The organism is Pseudobutyrivibrio ruminis AD2017, from assembly GCF_000424305.1.
In the GTDB taxonomy this organism is placed as follows: domain Bacteria; phylum Bacillota; class Clostridia; order Lachnospirales; family Lachnospiraceae; genus Pseudobutyrivibrio; species Pseudobutyrivibrio ruminis_B.
The window spans coordinates 134,011-149,736 of record NZ_AUJQ01000008.1; the positions used below are offsets into that span (position 1 = coordinate 134,011).

At 44.3% G+C, this 15,726-nt stretch carries 15 protein-coding genes; 1 reads left to right on the plus strand and 14 read right to left on the minus strand.

Features of this window, described 5'->3' with window-relative positions; translation table 11 throughout:
* Nucleotides 1-6: 6 nt before the first annotated feature.
* A complete protein-coding gene (gene ilvD / locus G611_RS0107255; RefSeq protein WP_028243055.1) occupies nt 7-1,677 on the minus strand; it encodes a dihydroxy-acid dehydratase in 1,671 nt (556 codons plus the stop codon).
* A gap of 76 nt (nt 1,678-1,753) precedes the next feature.
* Complete coding sequence (gene leuB / locus G611_RS0107260) at nt 1,754-2,845, minus strand: 3-isopropylmalate dehydrogenase (RefSeq protein ID WP_028243056.1); 1,092 nt, start codon at nt 2,843-2,845, stop codon at nt 1,754-1,756.
* A 197-nt stretch (nt 2,846-3,042) separates the two neighbouring features.
* Here leuB and G611_RS14265 point away from each other — a divergent pair, with 197 nt between their 5' ends.
* Complete coding sequence (locus G611_RS14265; RefSeq protein ID WP_036948560.1) at nt 3,043-3,825, plus strand: biotin--[acetyl-CoA-carboxylase] ligase; 783 nt, start codon at nt 3,043-3,045, stop codon at nt 3,823-3,825.
* Nucleotides 3,826-3,877: 52 nt separating this feature from the next.
* On the opposite strand, the gene G611_RS0107270 is transcribed toward G611_RS14265, so the two are convergent.
* The 12 genes from G611_RS0107270 to G611_RS0107330 form a co-directional block, all read right to left on the minus strand.
* Entirely contained in the window at nt 3,878-5,455 is a 1,578-nt protein-coding gene (locus G611_RS0107270; protein WP_028243057.1) for a helicase HerA-like domain-containing protein, read from the minus strand.
* A 27-nt stretch (nt 5,456-5,482) separates the two neighbouring features.
* A complete protein-coding gene (locus tag G611_RS0107275) occupies nt 5,483-6,178 on the minus strand; it encodes an MgtC/SapB family protein (protein WP_028243058.1) in 696 nt (231 codons plus the stop codon).
* Between the two features lie 16 nt (nt 6,179-6,194).
* On the minus strand, nt 6,195-6,776 hold the full coding sequence (locus G611_RS0107280) for an ABC transporter ATP-binding protein (protein WP_028243059.1): 582 nt from the start codon (nt 6,774-6,776) through the stop codon (nt 6,195-6,197).
* 27 nt (nt 6,777-6,803) lie between these two features.
* On the minus strand, nt 6,804-7,145 hold the full coding sequence (locus tag G611_RS0107285; RefSeq protein ID WP_028243060.1) for a hydrogenase maturation nickel metallochaperone HypA: 342 nt from the start codon (nt 7,143-7,145) through the stop codon (nt 6,804-6,806).
* 13 nt (nt 7,146-7,158) lie between these two features.
* Nucleotides 7,159-8,430, minus strand: a complete 1,272-nt coding sequence (gene purD, locus G611_RS0107290; RefSeq protein WP_028243061.1) for a phosphoribosylamine--glycine ligase — start codon at nt 8,428-8,430, stop codon at nt 7,159-7,161.
* A gap of 69 nt (nt 8,431-8,499) precedes the next feature.
* Complete coding sequence (purN, locus tag G611_RS0107295) at nt 8,500-9,126, minus strand: phosphoribosylglycinamide formyltransferase (protein WP_028243062.1); 627 nt, start codon at nt 9,124-9,126, stop codon at nt 8,500-8,502.
* A gap of 125 nt (nt 9,127-9,251) precedes the next feature.
* The gene (gene purM, locus G611_RS0107300; RefSeq protein ID WP_028243063.1) at nt 9,252-10,277 is read right to left on the minus strand and encodes a phosphoribosylformylglycinamidine cyclo-ligase; all 1,026 of its coding nucleotides are present in this window, start codon (nt 10,275-10,277) and stop codon (nt 9,252-9,254) included.
* A gap of 225 nt (nt 10,278-10,502) precedes the next feature.
* Nucleotides 10,503-11,009: a 5-(carboxyamino)imidazole ribonucleotide mutase gene (gene purE, locus G611_RS0107310; protein WP_028243064.1), complete on the minus strand. Its 507-nt coding sequence runs from the start codon at nt 11,007-11,009 to the stop codon at nt 10,503-10,505.
* Nucleotides 11,010-11,353: 344 nt separating this feature from the next.
* The gene (locus G611_RS0107315) at nt 11,354-13,408 is read right to left on the minus strand and encodes an aminopeptidase (protein ID WP_028243065.1); all 2,055 of its coding nucleotides are present in this window, start codon (nt 13,406-13,408) and stop codon (nt 11,354-11,356) included.
* 2 nt (nt 13,409-13,410) lie between these two features.
* On the minus strand, nt 13,411-13,752 hold the full coding sequence (locus G611_RS0107320; protein ID WP_028243066.1) for a hypothetical protein: 342 nt from the start codon (nt 13,750-13,752) through the stop codon (nt 13,411-13,413).
* The gene (gene pyrE / locus G611_RS0107325) at nt 13,752-14,438 is read right to left on the minus strand and encodes an orotate phosphoribosyltransferase (protein ID WP_028243067.1); all 687 of its coding nucleotides are present in this window, start codon (nt 14,436-14,438) and stop codon (nt 13,752-13,754) included. The genes G611_RS0107320 and pyrE overlap by 1 nt, the downstream gene beginning before the upstream one ends.
* Before the next feature lie 152 nt (nt 14,439-14,590).
* On the minus strand, nt 14,591-15,724 hold the full coding sequence (locus tag G611_RS0107330; RefSeq protein ID WP_028243068.1) for a YibE/F family protein: 1,134 nt from the start codon (nt 15,722-15,724) through the stop codon (nt 14,591-14,593).
* Nucleotides 15,725-15,726 lie beyond the last annotated feature (2 nt).

The following is a 15,726-nucleotide window of genomic DNA, read 5'->3' on the forward strand; positions in this document are numbered from 1 at the left end:
AGTCCTCTATAATTCTGGTGTGCGAAGGATTGCTCCGCGGTTGCCGCTAGTAACCTGTGCCGCGTATCTTCTTAGGTAGCCTGTTGTAACCTTAGGCTCGCGTGGTTGCCATTTTGCTTTGCGGGCAGCTAGCTCTTCGTCACTTACCTTTAGTGTCATGGTGTAGTTAGGAATGTCGATGGCGATAATATCGCCTTCTTCTACAAGGGCGATTGGTCCGCCTACGGCTGCTTCTGGGGAAACATGTCCGATGGAAGCTCCACGGCTGGCTCCTGAGAATCGTCCATCTGTAATAAGGGCAACTGATGAGCCAAGTCCCATACCAGCGATTGCTGATGTAGGGTTAAGCATCTCTCTCATACCAGGGCCACCCTTTGGGCCTTCGTAGCGGATGACTACAACATCTCCTTCTACTATCTTGCCACCCTTGATGGCTGCGATAGCATCTTCCTCTGAGTCAAATACTCTGGCTGGACCTTCGTGTACAAGCATCTCCGGCACTACTGCGCTTCGTTTTACAACGGAGCCGTCTGGTGCAAGATTTCCCTTTAGGACTGCAAGTCCACCAGTCTTTGTATATGGATTGTCCACAGGTCTGATAACCTCTGGATTTCTATTTACTGCATTTTTTATATTTTCTCCAACAGTCTTTCCTGTAACCGTCATACAGTCTGTGTTAAGTAATCCGATGTCTGCAAGCTCCTTCATAACAGCCCATACACCGCCTGCCTCGTTAAGGTCTTCCATGTATGTAGGACCTGCTGGTGCAAGGTGACAAAGGTTTGGAGTCTTTTCAGAAATAGGATTTGCAAATTCGATATCGAAATCAAATCCGATTTCATGAGCGATAGCTGGCAAATGAAGCATTGAGTTTGTGGAGCATCCAAGTGCCATATCTACTGTAAGGGCGTTAAGGATTGCATCCTTTGTCATAATCTGACGTGCTGTGATGCCCTTGTTATACATATCCATAACAGCGTAACCAGCGTGCTTCGCAAGACGGATTCTTTCTGAGTAAACTGCTGGGATTGTACCATTTCCTCTAAGCCCCATTCCAAGTGCCTCTGTAAGGCAGTTCATGGAATTGGCTGTGTACATACCCGAGCAGCTTCCGCAGGTAGGGCAAACATTTTCAACATAATTTTCAACATCCTCTTCTGTCATTGTGCCAGCGGCGTAAGCACCAACTGCCTCAAACATAGAAGAAAGCGAACGCTTCTGACCACCTACATGGCCTGCAAGCATTGGGCCGCCTGATACAAAAACTGTAGGAAGATCCAAGCGAGCTGCTGCCATCAAAAGTCCTGGCACATTTTTATCACAGTTTGGAACCATAACAAGTGCATCAAACTGATGTGCAAGTGCCATACACTCTGTTGAATCTGCAATTAAATCTCTAGTTACAAGGGAATATTTCATTCCGATGTGTCCCATTGCAATACCGTCACATACGGCGATTGCTGGGAAAACTACTGGAACACCGCCTGCTTCGGCTACGCCTAGCTTTACGGCATCCACAATCTTATCAATATTCATATGGCCTGGTACGATTTCGTTGTACGAAGATACGATACCAACCATTGGCTTTTTCATTTCTTCTGGAGTAAATCCCAGTGCATTAAACAAACTTCTCGCTGGCGCCTGCTGCATGCCAGCTCTAGCATTGTCACTTCTCATTTGTTGACTCCTTTCTCTAAGGCTCCCCCTCATCAGTCACCTGCGGTGACAGCTTCCCCCAGAGGGGGAAGCCTTTTTATAATCTTTCTGCAATCAATGTTCCCATATCCACAGTTCCAACTTGCTTCACGTTTGAACCGTCGCGGGGCATGATGTCGATGGTGCGGTAGCCATCCTTAAGCACCTGCTTTACTGCGGCTTCGATGGCATCGGCTTCAGCGTCAAGGTCGAAGCTGTAGCGAAGCATCATGGCTGCGGATAGGATTGTGGCTATCGGATTGGCGATGCCCTTTCCTGCAATGTCAGGAGCGCTGCCGCCTGATGGCTCGTAAAGTCCAAACTTTGTATCATTCAGTGACGCAGATGATAGCATTCCGATGGAACCGGTAACCATGGATGCTTCATCGCTTAAAATATCTCCGAACATGTTCTCTGTAAGGATTACATCGAACTGTCCTGGGTCTTTAACTAACTGCATTGCACAGTTATCTACAAGCATGTGTTCATAGGTAACTTCTGGATAATCTGCTGCTACCTCCTCAACAATCTTTCTCCAAAGACGTGAGCTATCAAGAACATTGGCCTTGTCAACAGATGTAACCTTCTTGCGTCGCTTCATTGCAATATCAAATCCACGCTTTGCAATTCGTCTGATTTCTGTTTCCGAATATGTAAGGGAATCTCTGGCAACAAGCTGACCATTTTCTTCCTTAGTGGAACGCTCTCCAAAATATAGACCACCAGTGAGCTCTCGCATGATCATCATGTCGAAGCCCTCTCCAATAATATCGTCCCTAAGTGGGCACGCTTCTTTTAATTCTTCATATAAATATGCTGGTCTAAGGTTTGCGAAAAGATTGAGGCTCTTTCTAAGCTTAAGTAAGCCTGCCTCTGGGCGCTTATCTGCTGGTAGCTTGTACCAAGGACTGGTAGATGTGTTGCCACCAATGGAACCCATTAAAACTGCGTCGCTTGCTTTGGCCGCAGCGATTGCCTCATCAGTAAGAGGCTCACCTGTTGCGTCAATTGAGCAGCCACCCATAAGAATCTGTGTATAGTTAAACTGATGACCGAACTTAGCGCCGATGGCATCAAGTACCTTAACTGCCTCGGTAACTATCTCTGGTCCGATTCCGTCTCCTTTGATTACGCCAATGTTATAAGTCATGATTATTCCTTCCCTTATATAAAAACCATTTTAAATAGTTTATCGCACTAAAGTGTGAAATTCAAGAAATACCACATCTTTTTAATAACTTTGACAAAATAGCATAAATACTTCTAATATATACATGGAGAGTTTAGTGAACTTTACCACTTTAAAGTGTGACATTTCCCACTATTTTCACAAATCAGGAGACATCAATGAGTTCAAAGGATAAAGTCTTAGAATTATTAGAGAATAACAAAACAGCTTATATCTCAGGGGAAGCTATTGCCTCCCAGCTTGGCCTTTCAAGAAATGCCATTTGGAAAGCCATAAATGAGCTTCGCAAAGCTGGATATAAAATAGAGGCAGTTAACAATAAAGGCTACATGCTTGGAGAAGATAACGATATTATTTCTGCCCAGGGCATTGCTTCTTATTTTTCATCTTCTAGCGATGGAAATGAATTAATACATAAATTTCGTATATACGATACAGTTGATTCAACCAACAAGCTTGCAAAGGAAATGGCTATCGCCGGGGCTGAGCATGGCACTCTTATTGTAGCCAATACTCAAGGCACTGGCAGGGGACGCAAGGATCATAGCTTTTTCTCTCCTAAAGGAGGCATCTATATGAGCATCATATTATCCCCTGAAAAGCTTGATAGTCTTAATCCAGACGATATTACCTTACAGGTTGGAAGCGCTGTTTGCCAATCTATCGAAAAGCTTTGTAGCGTCAAGCCTGTTATCAAGCCTATCAACGACCTATTCGTAGACGGCAAAAAAATCTGCGGTATTCTTACTGAAGCTGGCACGGAATTTGATTCTGGTCTGGTTCAATGGATTGTTGTAGGTATCGGAATTAACTTTGATTCTGATTTGTCTGCATTTCCTAAAGAGCTTCAAGATATTGTAGGCTCCCTGTTTAAGCCAGGGATGGCAAGCGTTTCAAAGAATCAGCTGATTGCTGAAATATATAATAGAATAGTTAAATAAAATCAGGCCACAGCTTCCGCTGCGGCCCTTTTAATTTTTCTGCCAAAATCTTTTATTTAATCAATGTATTTAATAATCCTCTGAGTAGCTGGGCGCCTGTGTTGCCGCCTAGTGTCTGACCAAACTTGCCACCTAGCTGCTTGCCCACCTTCTTGCCTACCTCTCGGCCAACAGTTCCTGCAACGGTAGTTCCTACAGATTTTGCTGCTCGTCTTCTGCGATTGGCTTCCCTTTCTGCTTCCTTTGCAGCTGCTTTTTCAGCGGCGGCCTGTTCCTTTGCGGCAGCCTTTGCAGCTTCAGCATCAGCCTTGGCTTTAGCCTCTGCTTCTGCCTTTTCGACTCCCATTCTAGCTAACAATTCAAAGGCGGATTCAGCATCATAGCCATTAGCATATTTAGAATATAGAAGGCTTGCTTTGATTGCGGCATCTCTTTCTGAATCTGAGATTCCACCCATCTGTGACTGTGGTGGCAAAATATCTACCTGCTCCACCACAGCTGGTGTGCCATCCTCCTGAAGAAAGGATACCACTGCCTCGCCTGTTCCAAGTGCTTCTATTACATCAGCTGTTTTGAAGGCAGGATTCTCACGGAAGGAATCTGCTGCTGCCTTAACAGCCTTCTGGTCTGATGGTGTGTACGCATGAAGGGCATGCTGCACCTTATTTCCAAGCTGTGCCAAAACTCCATCAGGAATATCCCTAGGATTTTGTGTTACAAAATATACACCGATTCCCTTCGAGCGAATCAGCTTAACTACCTGCTCTATCTTTTCCAAAAGTGGCTTTGGAGTATCCTTGAAAAGCAGATGGGCCTCGTCAAAGAAGAATACCATCTTTGGCTTGTCCAAATCTCCCACCTCTGGCATAGTTTCGAAAAGTTCTGAAAGCATCCAAAGCAGGAAGGTGGAATAAAGTGTGCCATTGTTGATAAGGCTTTGGCTGTCTAGTATGTGAATCATGCCTCGCCCCTGTTCGCCTACTGTGAACCAGTCGCGGATATCTATTGCAGGCTCACCAAAGAACTGGTCTCCACCTGCCATTTCAAGTGCCACTACTGCACGCTGGATAACGCCGATGCTTTGCTTGTTAAGAGTGCCGTAGTCAGCCTCGAATTCTTTATTGTTATCAGCCACGTAATTTAGCATGGCCTTTAAATCCTTCGTGTCTATCAGGGCAAGATTGCTTTCGTCGGCAATCTTAAAAATAATTGAAAGGATGCTGCTTTGATTTTCGTTCAAATCAAGTATTCTTGAAAGCAGCAATGGCCCCATTTCTGTGATGGTAGTGCGGATTTGGATACCATTTTTTCCAAAAACATCCCACAGGGTAACTGGATATTTGTGATATTCAAAGCCCTGTGTGGCCAAACCGAATTTTGCGATGCGCTTTTGCATATCCTCGCTGTCCTTGCCAGGATTAATCATACCGGCAATATCGCCCTTAACATCAGCCAGGAAAACTGGTACCCCCATATCTGAAAAGCTCTCTGCCATAACCTTAAGCGTGATGGTCTTTCCTGTTCCTGTGGCGCCAGCAATAAGCCCGTGTCTGTTGGCCATCTTAGGCAAAACATAAACTGGCTCCCCTGTTTTTGTATTCGCTATCCAAAGCTTACCATCTCTAATCATAATCACCCTCCAAAAAATAATCCCCTACTATATTTCTTCAACATAACTAACAAAATCCAGATTGTTCAGCTCATTCATCAGAGACTGATGTGAATGGTTTTCACCATAATCCAGTTCCAACATAAGAGCTGTGTCGCTTCCCGAAAGAGTCTTATCCTTTGTCTTGTTCATGCTGTAGATTGAATAACCAAGTTCGGAAAGCTTTTTCCTCAGCTTCTTTACACCGTTGTTCTCCTCAACTTCTATGTAAAGGCTAACGTATCTGCTGTTTTCTTCAACCTGCTGACTTACGTGAACAAGAACGATATTTGCAATCAATACAAGAGCAAAGCATACTAATCCCACTGACAAATAGCCTGCCCCAAAAGCCATTCCCATGCAGGACGCAACCCAAAGAGATGCGGCTGTTGTAAGACCTTTAATCTGATTTCTTCCAGTTAAAATAATGGTGCCCGCCCCAAGGAAACCAATACCACTTACAACTCCGGCTGGAATGCGGCTAACATCTGCTTCCATGTTAGGAAGTATGGCAAGATATAGGTTAAGAACCGTGGCTACAGCGGAACCAAGACTAACCAACGCAAAGGTACGAATACCAGCACTATGGCGCCTTAATACACGCTCCCATCCTATCAAGCTACCGCACAAGGTAGCCAAAACAAGACGTATTGCCACTGCCCCATCGTTCATTCCCTGCAAATAATCTATTACCGTATTTACCATAAACACCCCCGTAGCATTATGACAATCTTATCTTTTTAGCGAAATCCAATCCGTCCTCTGTTCTTTGAGCTATCAGAAGAGGTCTGTTGCCTTTTATCTGCATAATGTAATCCAGGCATTTTGCTCTGAGCTCTTCATCCATTCCTTCAAATGGCTCGTCCAAAACTATGAAATCAGCAGGAACAAAGAATGCTCTGGTAAGCTCCACCAAACGTCTTTCAACAGATGTCAGCTCACCAACAGGAATCTCCAATCTGTCCTCTGGAAGGAATCGTGAAAGCTCCTCTGCTGCTCTTCCCTTGCTGGCCCATCTGTGTGCCTTTTTAACATTCCAGGTAGCGCTTTTCTTAAGATTAAGCTGACCATCCTGGGAAACGTAGGCGCTGTGAAGTGTAGGATATTTGTAATCTCCCATTCGTGCCACGCTTCCTTCGTCAGGATTTTCTAATCCCATGAAAATCTTTAGAGCGGTGGTTTTGCCTGAACCTTCGTCCCCAACGAAGGCGTAGCATCTGCCATCTTCTATTTCCACCTTTAAGTTATCAAGAACCTTTTTGCCGTTGTATGATTTAGTTATGTCATCTAGTATGATTGTCATTTTGTAAAAACCTTCTATTTCTAATAATTATCTAGCCTCAATATTTTCTACAATAAAATCTGTGCATCGATTAAGCTTTAGATTATCGCTTCCACATTTTGGACAACTTCCTTTAAATTCATGTCTGGTAAATGTAGCACCACAATCCTTGCAAAGCACTGTGGATTCCTTTACCTTAGCATCTACCTTTACCCCGTCAAGTGGTGTCCCCTCGCTCATTACCTGTAAATATTCCTCGATAATCTCTGGTACATAATCACACTGGTCACCAATAAGTAAATGAATCTTCTCCACCTTCTCTACATCATTGGCCTCAGCCTGCTTTTTTACCAAGTTAAAAACATATTCTGTTACTGCTAATTCGTGCATATCTTCCTCGTTGCTAGTTATTTAATATCGCATTTGCGATATCATGTCTCATATATTTATTTTCAAAATCAATCCATTCGGTAGCTTCATAAGCCTTTGCACGGGCCTCTACTAATGTATCGCCAAGTGCTGTAATGCCAAGCACACGTCCTCCGTTTGTGACAATCTCGCCCTTATCGTTAAAGGCAGTGCCAGCATGGAAGCAGAAATAATCCTTGTTGTTGAACTTGTCAAAGCCTGTAATAGGAAATCCCTTCTTGTAAGAAACTGGATAACCATCTGAAGCAAGTACTACGCAAACTGCTGCTTCATCAGAAAACTGAAGGTCGATTTCATCGAGCTTACCATCAATGCAAGCTTCCATTACATCGATTATATCATTTTTTAGTCTAGGTAACACTACCTGAGCTTCCGGATCTCCAAATCTTGCATTATACTCAAGAACCTTTGGGCCATCCTCTGTAAGCATCAGACCAAAGAAGATAACGCCCTTGAACTCTCTTCCCTCAGCCTTCATAGCATCTACTGTAGGCTGGAAAATATTCTTCTGGCAGAATTCCTCTACCTCTTTTGTGAAGAATGGAGATGGCGAGAAGTTGCCCATACCACCTGTGTTAAGGCCAGTATCCCCATCGCCTGCGCGCTTATGATCCTGAGCAGATGACATAATCTTTACTGTGTTTCCATCTACAAATGAAAGTACAGAAACCTCACGGCCTGTCATGAACTCTTCGATAACCATTGTGTTGCCGGCATTTCCAAACTTCTTATCCTGCATGATTTCTGCAACACCTGCTACTGCTTCTTCATGGTTCTCACAGATAAGCACGCCCTTGCCAAGTGCAAGTCCATCAGCCTTCAATACGATTGGATATTTTGCTGTCTCAAGATACTTTAAGGCAGCCTCTGGGTCTGTGAAATTCTCATAGCTCGCTGTTGGGATATTGTATTTCTTCATTAAATCCTTTGAGAATGCTTTTGAACCCTCAAGGATAGCTGCATTCTTTCTAGGGCCAAAGCATCTAAGGCCAGCCTTTTCAAATTCATCAACCACGCCCCCTACAAGTGGGTCATCCATGCCGATGATTGTAAGGTCAATCTCCTTTTCCTTGGCAAAGCTTACCAGCTTATCAAATTCCATTGCCTTAATATCTACGCATTCCGCAAGCTCCGCAATACCTGCATTTCCTGGTGCGCAGTAAATCTTGTCTACTCTCTGGCTTCTTGAAACCGCAAGCGCAATTGCATGCTCACGTCCGCCGCTACCTACTATTAAAACTTTCATGTATTCTCCTCCAATATTTGCTCCTTTACCACTAGATTTCGCTTTTGCTGGTTTCCAGTGGTAATTTGATTAGTTTTCTGAGATGTGGGCTATGCCGTCGACCACGGATACTTTGCCAGAGGCGATGAGGTCGATGGCTTTAGGCATGATAATCCACTCGGCCTGCTCCATTACGCGGCGTTGGAGGATTTCAGGGGTATCGCCTTCTAAAACCTCGACGGCCTTCTGCAAGATGATTGGGCCAGTGTCGGTGCCTTCATCCACGAAGTGGCATGTGGCGCCGGTGACTTTTACACCACGTTCCAGCACTCCCTCATGAACCTTAAGTCCATAGTAGCCTGTGCCACAGAAGCTTGGAATAAGGGATGGATGGATATTGATGATTTTGTTTCTATATTTACGAATCATCTCTGGTGGGATAACCACTAAAAATCCTGCCAGTACAACCAAGTCCACATTATAGGAATCAAGCTTCTCCAAAAATGCCTTGTTGAATTCATCGCGGGATGCATAATCCTTTGGGCTGATGCACACGCCTTCGATTCCGGCTTTTGCTGCACGCTCTAGGGCGTAGGCATTTTTATTATTTGAGATTACAACTGCAATCTCAGTATTGTGAATCTCACCTGATTCAATTTTATCAATAATTGCCTGGAGGTTTGTGCCACCACCAGACACGCAAACTGCAATCTTCATCTATTCTCCTAACTACGGTGCCTTCTTACGCTCACAATCATTATATTTCTCCGGTCATCTAACATGATTCCCTTGAGAAATATAATAGATTGTTAGCTAGAAGTCACCTCACTTATGATTAAACGTTATACGAGGTCTACGCCCTTTTCACCGTCGACGATTTTACCAACTACGTATGGTGTGTCGCCTGCAGAACGCATAGCTTCCATTGTCTTATCAACATCTGCTGGGTCAACTGCAACAATCATGCCAAGACCCATGTTGTAGGTGTTGTACATCATCTGCTCTGATACGTTACCCTTAGCAGCCATAAGCTTGAAGATTGCAGGAACTTCGTAAGAATTCTTCTCTACAACGGCGCGCTTTCCTTCTGGAAGCATACGTGGAATATTCTCATAGAAGCCACCGCCTGTAATGTGTGAGCAAGCCTTTACGCGAACGCCTGCGTCCTTCACAGCCTTGAGAGCCTTAACGTAAATACGTGTTGGAGCGATAAGTGCTTCGCCAAGTGTGCAACCTAATTCATCATAATATGTGTCAAGACTTTCCTTTGTCATATCGAAAATCTTTCTTACAAGAGAGAAACCATTTGAATGAACACCAGTAGATGCCATACCGATAAGTACATCACCATCCTTAAGATTCTCGCCTGTGATGATATCCTTCTTATCTACGATACCTACTGCAAAGCCTGCAAGGTCGTACTCTTCCTCTGGCATAAGACCTGGGTGTTCTGCTGTCTCGCCACCTACAAGGGCACAGCCTGACTGCTTACAGCCCTCTGCAACACCGCTAACGATTGTAGCAATCTTCTCAGGAATATTCTTACCGCATGCAATATAATCTAGGAAGAACAGAGGCTCACCGCCTGCGCATGCAACGTCATTTACGCACATTGCAACTGCATCGATACCGATTGTATCGTGCTTATCCATAAGAAATGCAAGCTTAACCTTTGTACCGCAGCCGTCTGTACCAGACAAAAGAACTGGCTCGTCCATGTTCTTAATAGCACTCAAATCGAATGCACCTGAAAAACCGCCAAGACCTCCAAGTACCTCTGGGCGCATTGTGCCCTTCACAAACTTCTTCATGAGTTCCACTGACTCATATCCTGCCTCAATATCCACTCCTGAACTCTTGTAATCCATGTTTCTCTCCTTTTTACATTACTTATATTCCGCTGACACATCCTAGTTTTTCATGCTCCCGGAGGCCACCTCCCATTGTGGTCAAGGGAACCTCCCCTAAAGGGGCACCCCTCCTTAACCACATGGGGCCCTCCTCCTCGCGCTCGCCTACGTTTACGAGTGTCAGCTCATTAAAAATTTATAAATAAAAGGAAACCCTTTTTTTAAGAGTTTCCTTCTACGTATCTAAGATAAGAAGGCCTGGTAGCCTTCGCTTTGTAATTTTGCGTCCTTTGATTCTACAGACTCCTTCTGCTCTACGATGAAATCGTGGAGTTTGCCTGCTAGGGTTGAATCTGTCATGGCAAGCATTTTAACTGCAAGGATGCCTGCGTTTGCGCCTCCGTTGATTGCTACTGTAGCTACAGGAACTCCTGTTGGCATCTGAACGATTGAATAGAGGGAATCCACTCCACCTAAATCGCTAGTCTTCATAGGGATGCCGATAACTGGGCCTTCGAAGATGGCTGCGCACATGCCTGGAAGATGTGCTGCTTTGCCTGCACCTGCGATGATGCACTGCACACCACGGTCCTTTGCAGTCTTTGCGTACTCCACAAAGATGTCTGGTTCGCGGTGAGCTGAGATTATACGCATCTCGTAATCCACTCCAAACTTCTCGAGAATCTCCACAGCCTTCGCCATTACAGGCATGTCGCTGTCGCTTCCCATTACAATACTTACTTTTGCCATAACATATCCTCCTAGTCTATATCCCGCCCAGGGACGTAGTCTTTCAAAGCTCCCGCAAGCCATCTCCCATACTGCGCTAGGCAACCTCCCGCTTCGCGGTTCCTTCCTAGCTTGCATGGGGCCCTCTTGCTCGCGCCGTCCACGTCTACGACCTGGGCTATTTACAGTTTGTCTATACGCTTAAGCCTTTCAGGCGACCATTACACATCCTTGGTAAGCGCGAGTAGGGAGGCACCATACCGAGCGAGGGAGGACCTACGCCGGCGGGAGGACCCTCGCGAAAGTATGGAGGGTGCCCTACGGGAGCTTTGATAGTCTTGGCTATGGTCGCCCTAACAGGCGGACTACATCTCGTCGAGAACCTTATTCAGCTCCTCGGTGCCAGGGATTACGAAGCGGCCCTGGCGAATGACATCGAGAGTGCGTCCATCCGCTGTGTGGACTGTGATGTCACCTAGCTCGTAATAAGGTATTGTTATATCTGTGTGGCAATTGAAATATGCCTTTGAAATATCTTCATTTCTAAGGAGTGAGCAAGAATTGTCGCGGGCGATGCATTCCTTGCCGTCTGGGTTGTACATTGGTACATCCTCTGCGTGGGAATAGCAGGTATCACCTACTGCGAAGTGAGGGCCTGTCTTTTCAGCGATAAGGATTGGAAGCTTGTCGGCAATGCCGTACTTCTGTCCCATGACAAATGCTCTTGTGTTTGTTCCGATAGCGAACTCTCCCATTGGAAGGGTGTCATGCTTGAACAATACGTTATCATAAATGTATTTCTTGTTTTCTTCTTCTGAATCAAAATTGCTACATGTATATGAAACAATCTTGCCTTCCTCAAACTTAAGCTCAAGGTTACGGTAACCAAGCTCGTTAAGGTAAACCTGTGTAACGTGAAGCACACCGTTTGTGCCTTCAAGCTCAGGAGATGTGAACACCTCACCAACAGGGATGTTTACATCAGCTACGCAGTTTTCGAAGTTAGTCTGTTTTGCTGGATTATCAAGATGATGAAGCTTTACAGTGATGTCTGTGTGATTGTCGCCACGTCCTGTGATGTGAACAGTTTCACCCTGATCAAGTACATCAATGATGTGCTGCTGGATGTTCTTGTAAAGCTCGTAATCCATTGTATTTACTGCAACTGTTTCGTTGAAGATTTCGTTAAAGTCCTTGCCGATTTCTGGTATCGGATATGCGATAATTGTGAAGCTGCGCTCCTCGCCATGGATGTATTCGTTTGTAATCTGTCCATTCTGGCTGGCAAAATAAACGTTAAGCTCGTTCTGCTTATCGCTGTATTTTGCATTTGCATCGTGGTTAACTGGCTCGAATGGCTTTTCACCAAAGGTTTCAATAACAGCTGGGCCACCAAATACTGCTGCAAGCTCCTTGTTCTTTTCGAAAGTATTCTTAAGAACCTCAAGCATTCTGTCTGCCATACCCTTGTCCCAGTAATATGCTCTGTCATCCTTGTGGTCGTATTCGCACTGCTTGTTTGGAACTGATGAATAAAGGTTACGTGAAGTAGTTCCACCAAATCTAACTGTAGACGCAAGGCCAGCCTCGTCGAAAAGACGGATAGCTTCGCGAGTCATAAGCTCGAAACCAACTGGTGCATGAACACCAACAGTATCCTTAATAGTGATATCCTTGCCTGTAACCTCAAAGCCCTTGATGTATCCTTCTACATAGGTGCGTGCCATGGCAACAACATCCTCGTGAGGAAGGCTACGTAAATGAGCTGCAATCTTTCTTTCGTTTGGTCCGATGTACATACCATATTTGTACATGTATCTGTCATTAGACAAATCATCCTTCATGATGATGTTTCTATAATAATCGTAGTCTGCATCAATCATGCTGATAATGCTCTCAGACATAAATAGCTGAGAGTAATCATGCTTTGCAGAATACATAGCATCAAGGATGCTTTCCTTGCGATATTTGTCCTCTTCCTCCATCTGGCACTCGCCATAAATCTGAAGGAATAATTCTGCGTAGATAGTAAACTTATCAAGACGACCTGCGAAGGCTGCCTCGATGATGTTTGTCATCTCGTAGAAAATAGCTGAAAGTGGGCCACCTAATTCCTGACCAAGCTCTGCCACTGCGTATGTAGGACAAAGGAAGCTATTTGGGTAAGTATCCTCACCATAAATAGCAAATACTGCATCATTGTCATTTTCACATTCTGTGATAGTACGGTCTGCAAGTGTACCATCAGCTGCCTTATTCATAATAGGAAGAACTGTCATGAAAAAGTGTGCTACCTGATTGAAATAAGCCTGAAGCTTTTCAGGTAAATCATGGTCTTCCTTTATAGTAGAGATGCGCTCTGTTACAAGCTCAAAGCGCTCTACGATATCATCTGTTTTTTGATAAAATGTTTTGCTCATAATTAACCTCTTACAAGGCCAACAACAAGTGTGGCCATCCAAACTATCATAACAACGCTGCTGATAACCAGACAGGTTGCTCTGTATTTTAACTCTGTTTTCGTTTTCATCTGACCGATGTTGTAAATCAGCGCACAAAGTGCTACTAAAAAGCCTATTGTACCAAGACCTCCTAACCACTTTGGTGTCTCACCTGAAAGGCAAACAGAACCAACCATAATGGCAACATATAAAACTAATGTGCCCAGTGAAACGCCTGCTGCATACATAGCCTCAACTGGAAGTGCCTTCAGCTGATTTCCATAAGAGCTGCGTCTATGAAAACGTCCTCTACCTATACTCATTATTTAACTCCGTATTCCTCATAATATGCATCAATACGTGACTTCATTTCGTCGTCGATAACGACACGTCCCTGACACTGTCTGTTCCAAAGATGTTCTACTACCTCGTCCATTGAAACGATGGCAGCTGTCTTAAAGCCGTATGTTTCAGCTACTTCATCAAGTGCTGTCTTGCTTCTGTCCCCTGAAAGGCCGAACTCCTGACGATTAAGAGAAACCATAAGACCAACGATTGTAACATCACCCTGAGCGCGAACGATTGGAACTGTTTCTTCCATACTCTTACCAGATGTTGTAACATCCTCAATCATAACTACTCTGTCGCCATCTTTAATCTTGTAACCTAAGATGCCGCCCTTATCAGCGCCGTGGTCCTTTTCTTCCTTACGATTGCTGCAGTACTTAACTTCCTTGCCATACAATCTGTAGAATGCCTCAGCTGTGATAACTGCAAGTGGAATACCCTTGTAAGCTGGTCCAAAGAGGACATCGAAATCCTCTCCATAAGCATCGTGAATAGCCTTTGCATAATACTCGCCAAGGCGCATAAGCTGGCTACCTGTAACATATGCTCCTGCATTCATAAAAAAAGGAGACTTACGCCCTGACTTCAATGTAAAATCACCGAACTTTAGGACGTCTGCCTCCACCATAAACTCTATAAATTCTGACTTGTAGCTTTCCATAAACGATTCTCCTTCGTTACAAACAGATTAATTTTCAAAACCTTTCCGATTGTAACATAAGAAGGAATGCTTTTCAATGCTAAAGCGATACATTACTCATCAAAAAGCTATCTTCCAGCTGACAGCTTTCTGTTAGCACTGTCTAACTCTATTTACTTTTTCGAATACAACCATGCCGCCACTGCCGAAACGCAAGGCACTGTGCCGATGATTCCGATGGAACCTGCGATAGCCCTAATCATTTCAATAGCAACAAAATCTGTATTTACCAACTGGATGAATGAAACACCATAGGAATATATAAGCACCATCATGTTAAGTGCCCCACCAACATAAGCAAGCACCAGTGTGTTTGCCATGGTTCCCATTGCATCGCGGCCGATGTTCATTCCTGCTGCAAAAAGCTCCTTAAAGCCAAGCTTAGAATTAGCCTCGTGAACCTCTCCTATTGCAGATGATATGGACATGGCAATATCCATTACTGCACCGATGGCTGCTATAAGGATGCTACTTATAAACAATCCTCTAAGCTGAATTGGATAGCTTGATTTAACAAGAAGAAGTGCCTCTGCCTCATCCATCTGGAATGTGGTGACGCCGCCTAGGTGTGCTGCCAAGGCTCCAAGAGATGCTGCAATAAGTACCCCAGCAAGACTTCCAAGTGCTGCTGCAATAGTCTTCTTTTGAATACCTCCGATTAGCAAATAGCACACTGCCGATGTAACAAACACGATTGCTATGGTAAGTGGTATTGGCGCTACTCCCTTAAGTGTAAGAGGAAGAAGTACAAACACAATCACAAGCACTGTATACACAAGACCTAAAAACGCCTTCAAGCCCTGCTTGCCACCAAGAGCAATAAGCACTATCGCAAATACGATAACAAGACCAATCATAAGTGGTACTCTGTCGTAATTATAAATGCTTACTGTATACTCATGGTTTCCTGTAGTATCGATTCGTACGCTTACCCTGTCACCCTTTGACACGTCCACATTGTAAAGTGCACTGTAGTAATTGGTAACGTGGCACACATCACCCTTGTAGCGACCTGTCAATAGCTCTACCTCAAGGTCAGTTTCTCCTTTTTTAACATTTTCTGTTTCTTCGTCAACTGCCGTATTATCCTCTAAAACAGAAAGAACTCTAGCGGTTTCGAATTCAACGCCAGAGTCCTCTGTAATAGTGTATGTAGGCTTGTCAGCATTAGCGTAAATAATTACGCCAATGCTTAAACCTACAAATAATACGACTGATACAATTTTAATAATCAGTTCGTTTTTCATTT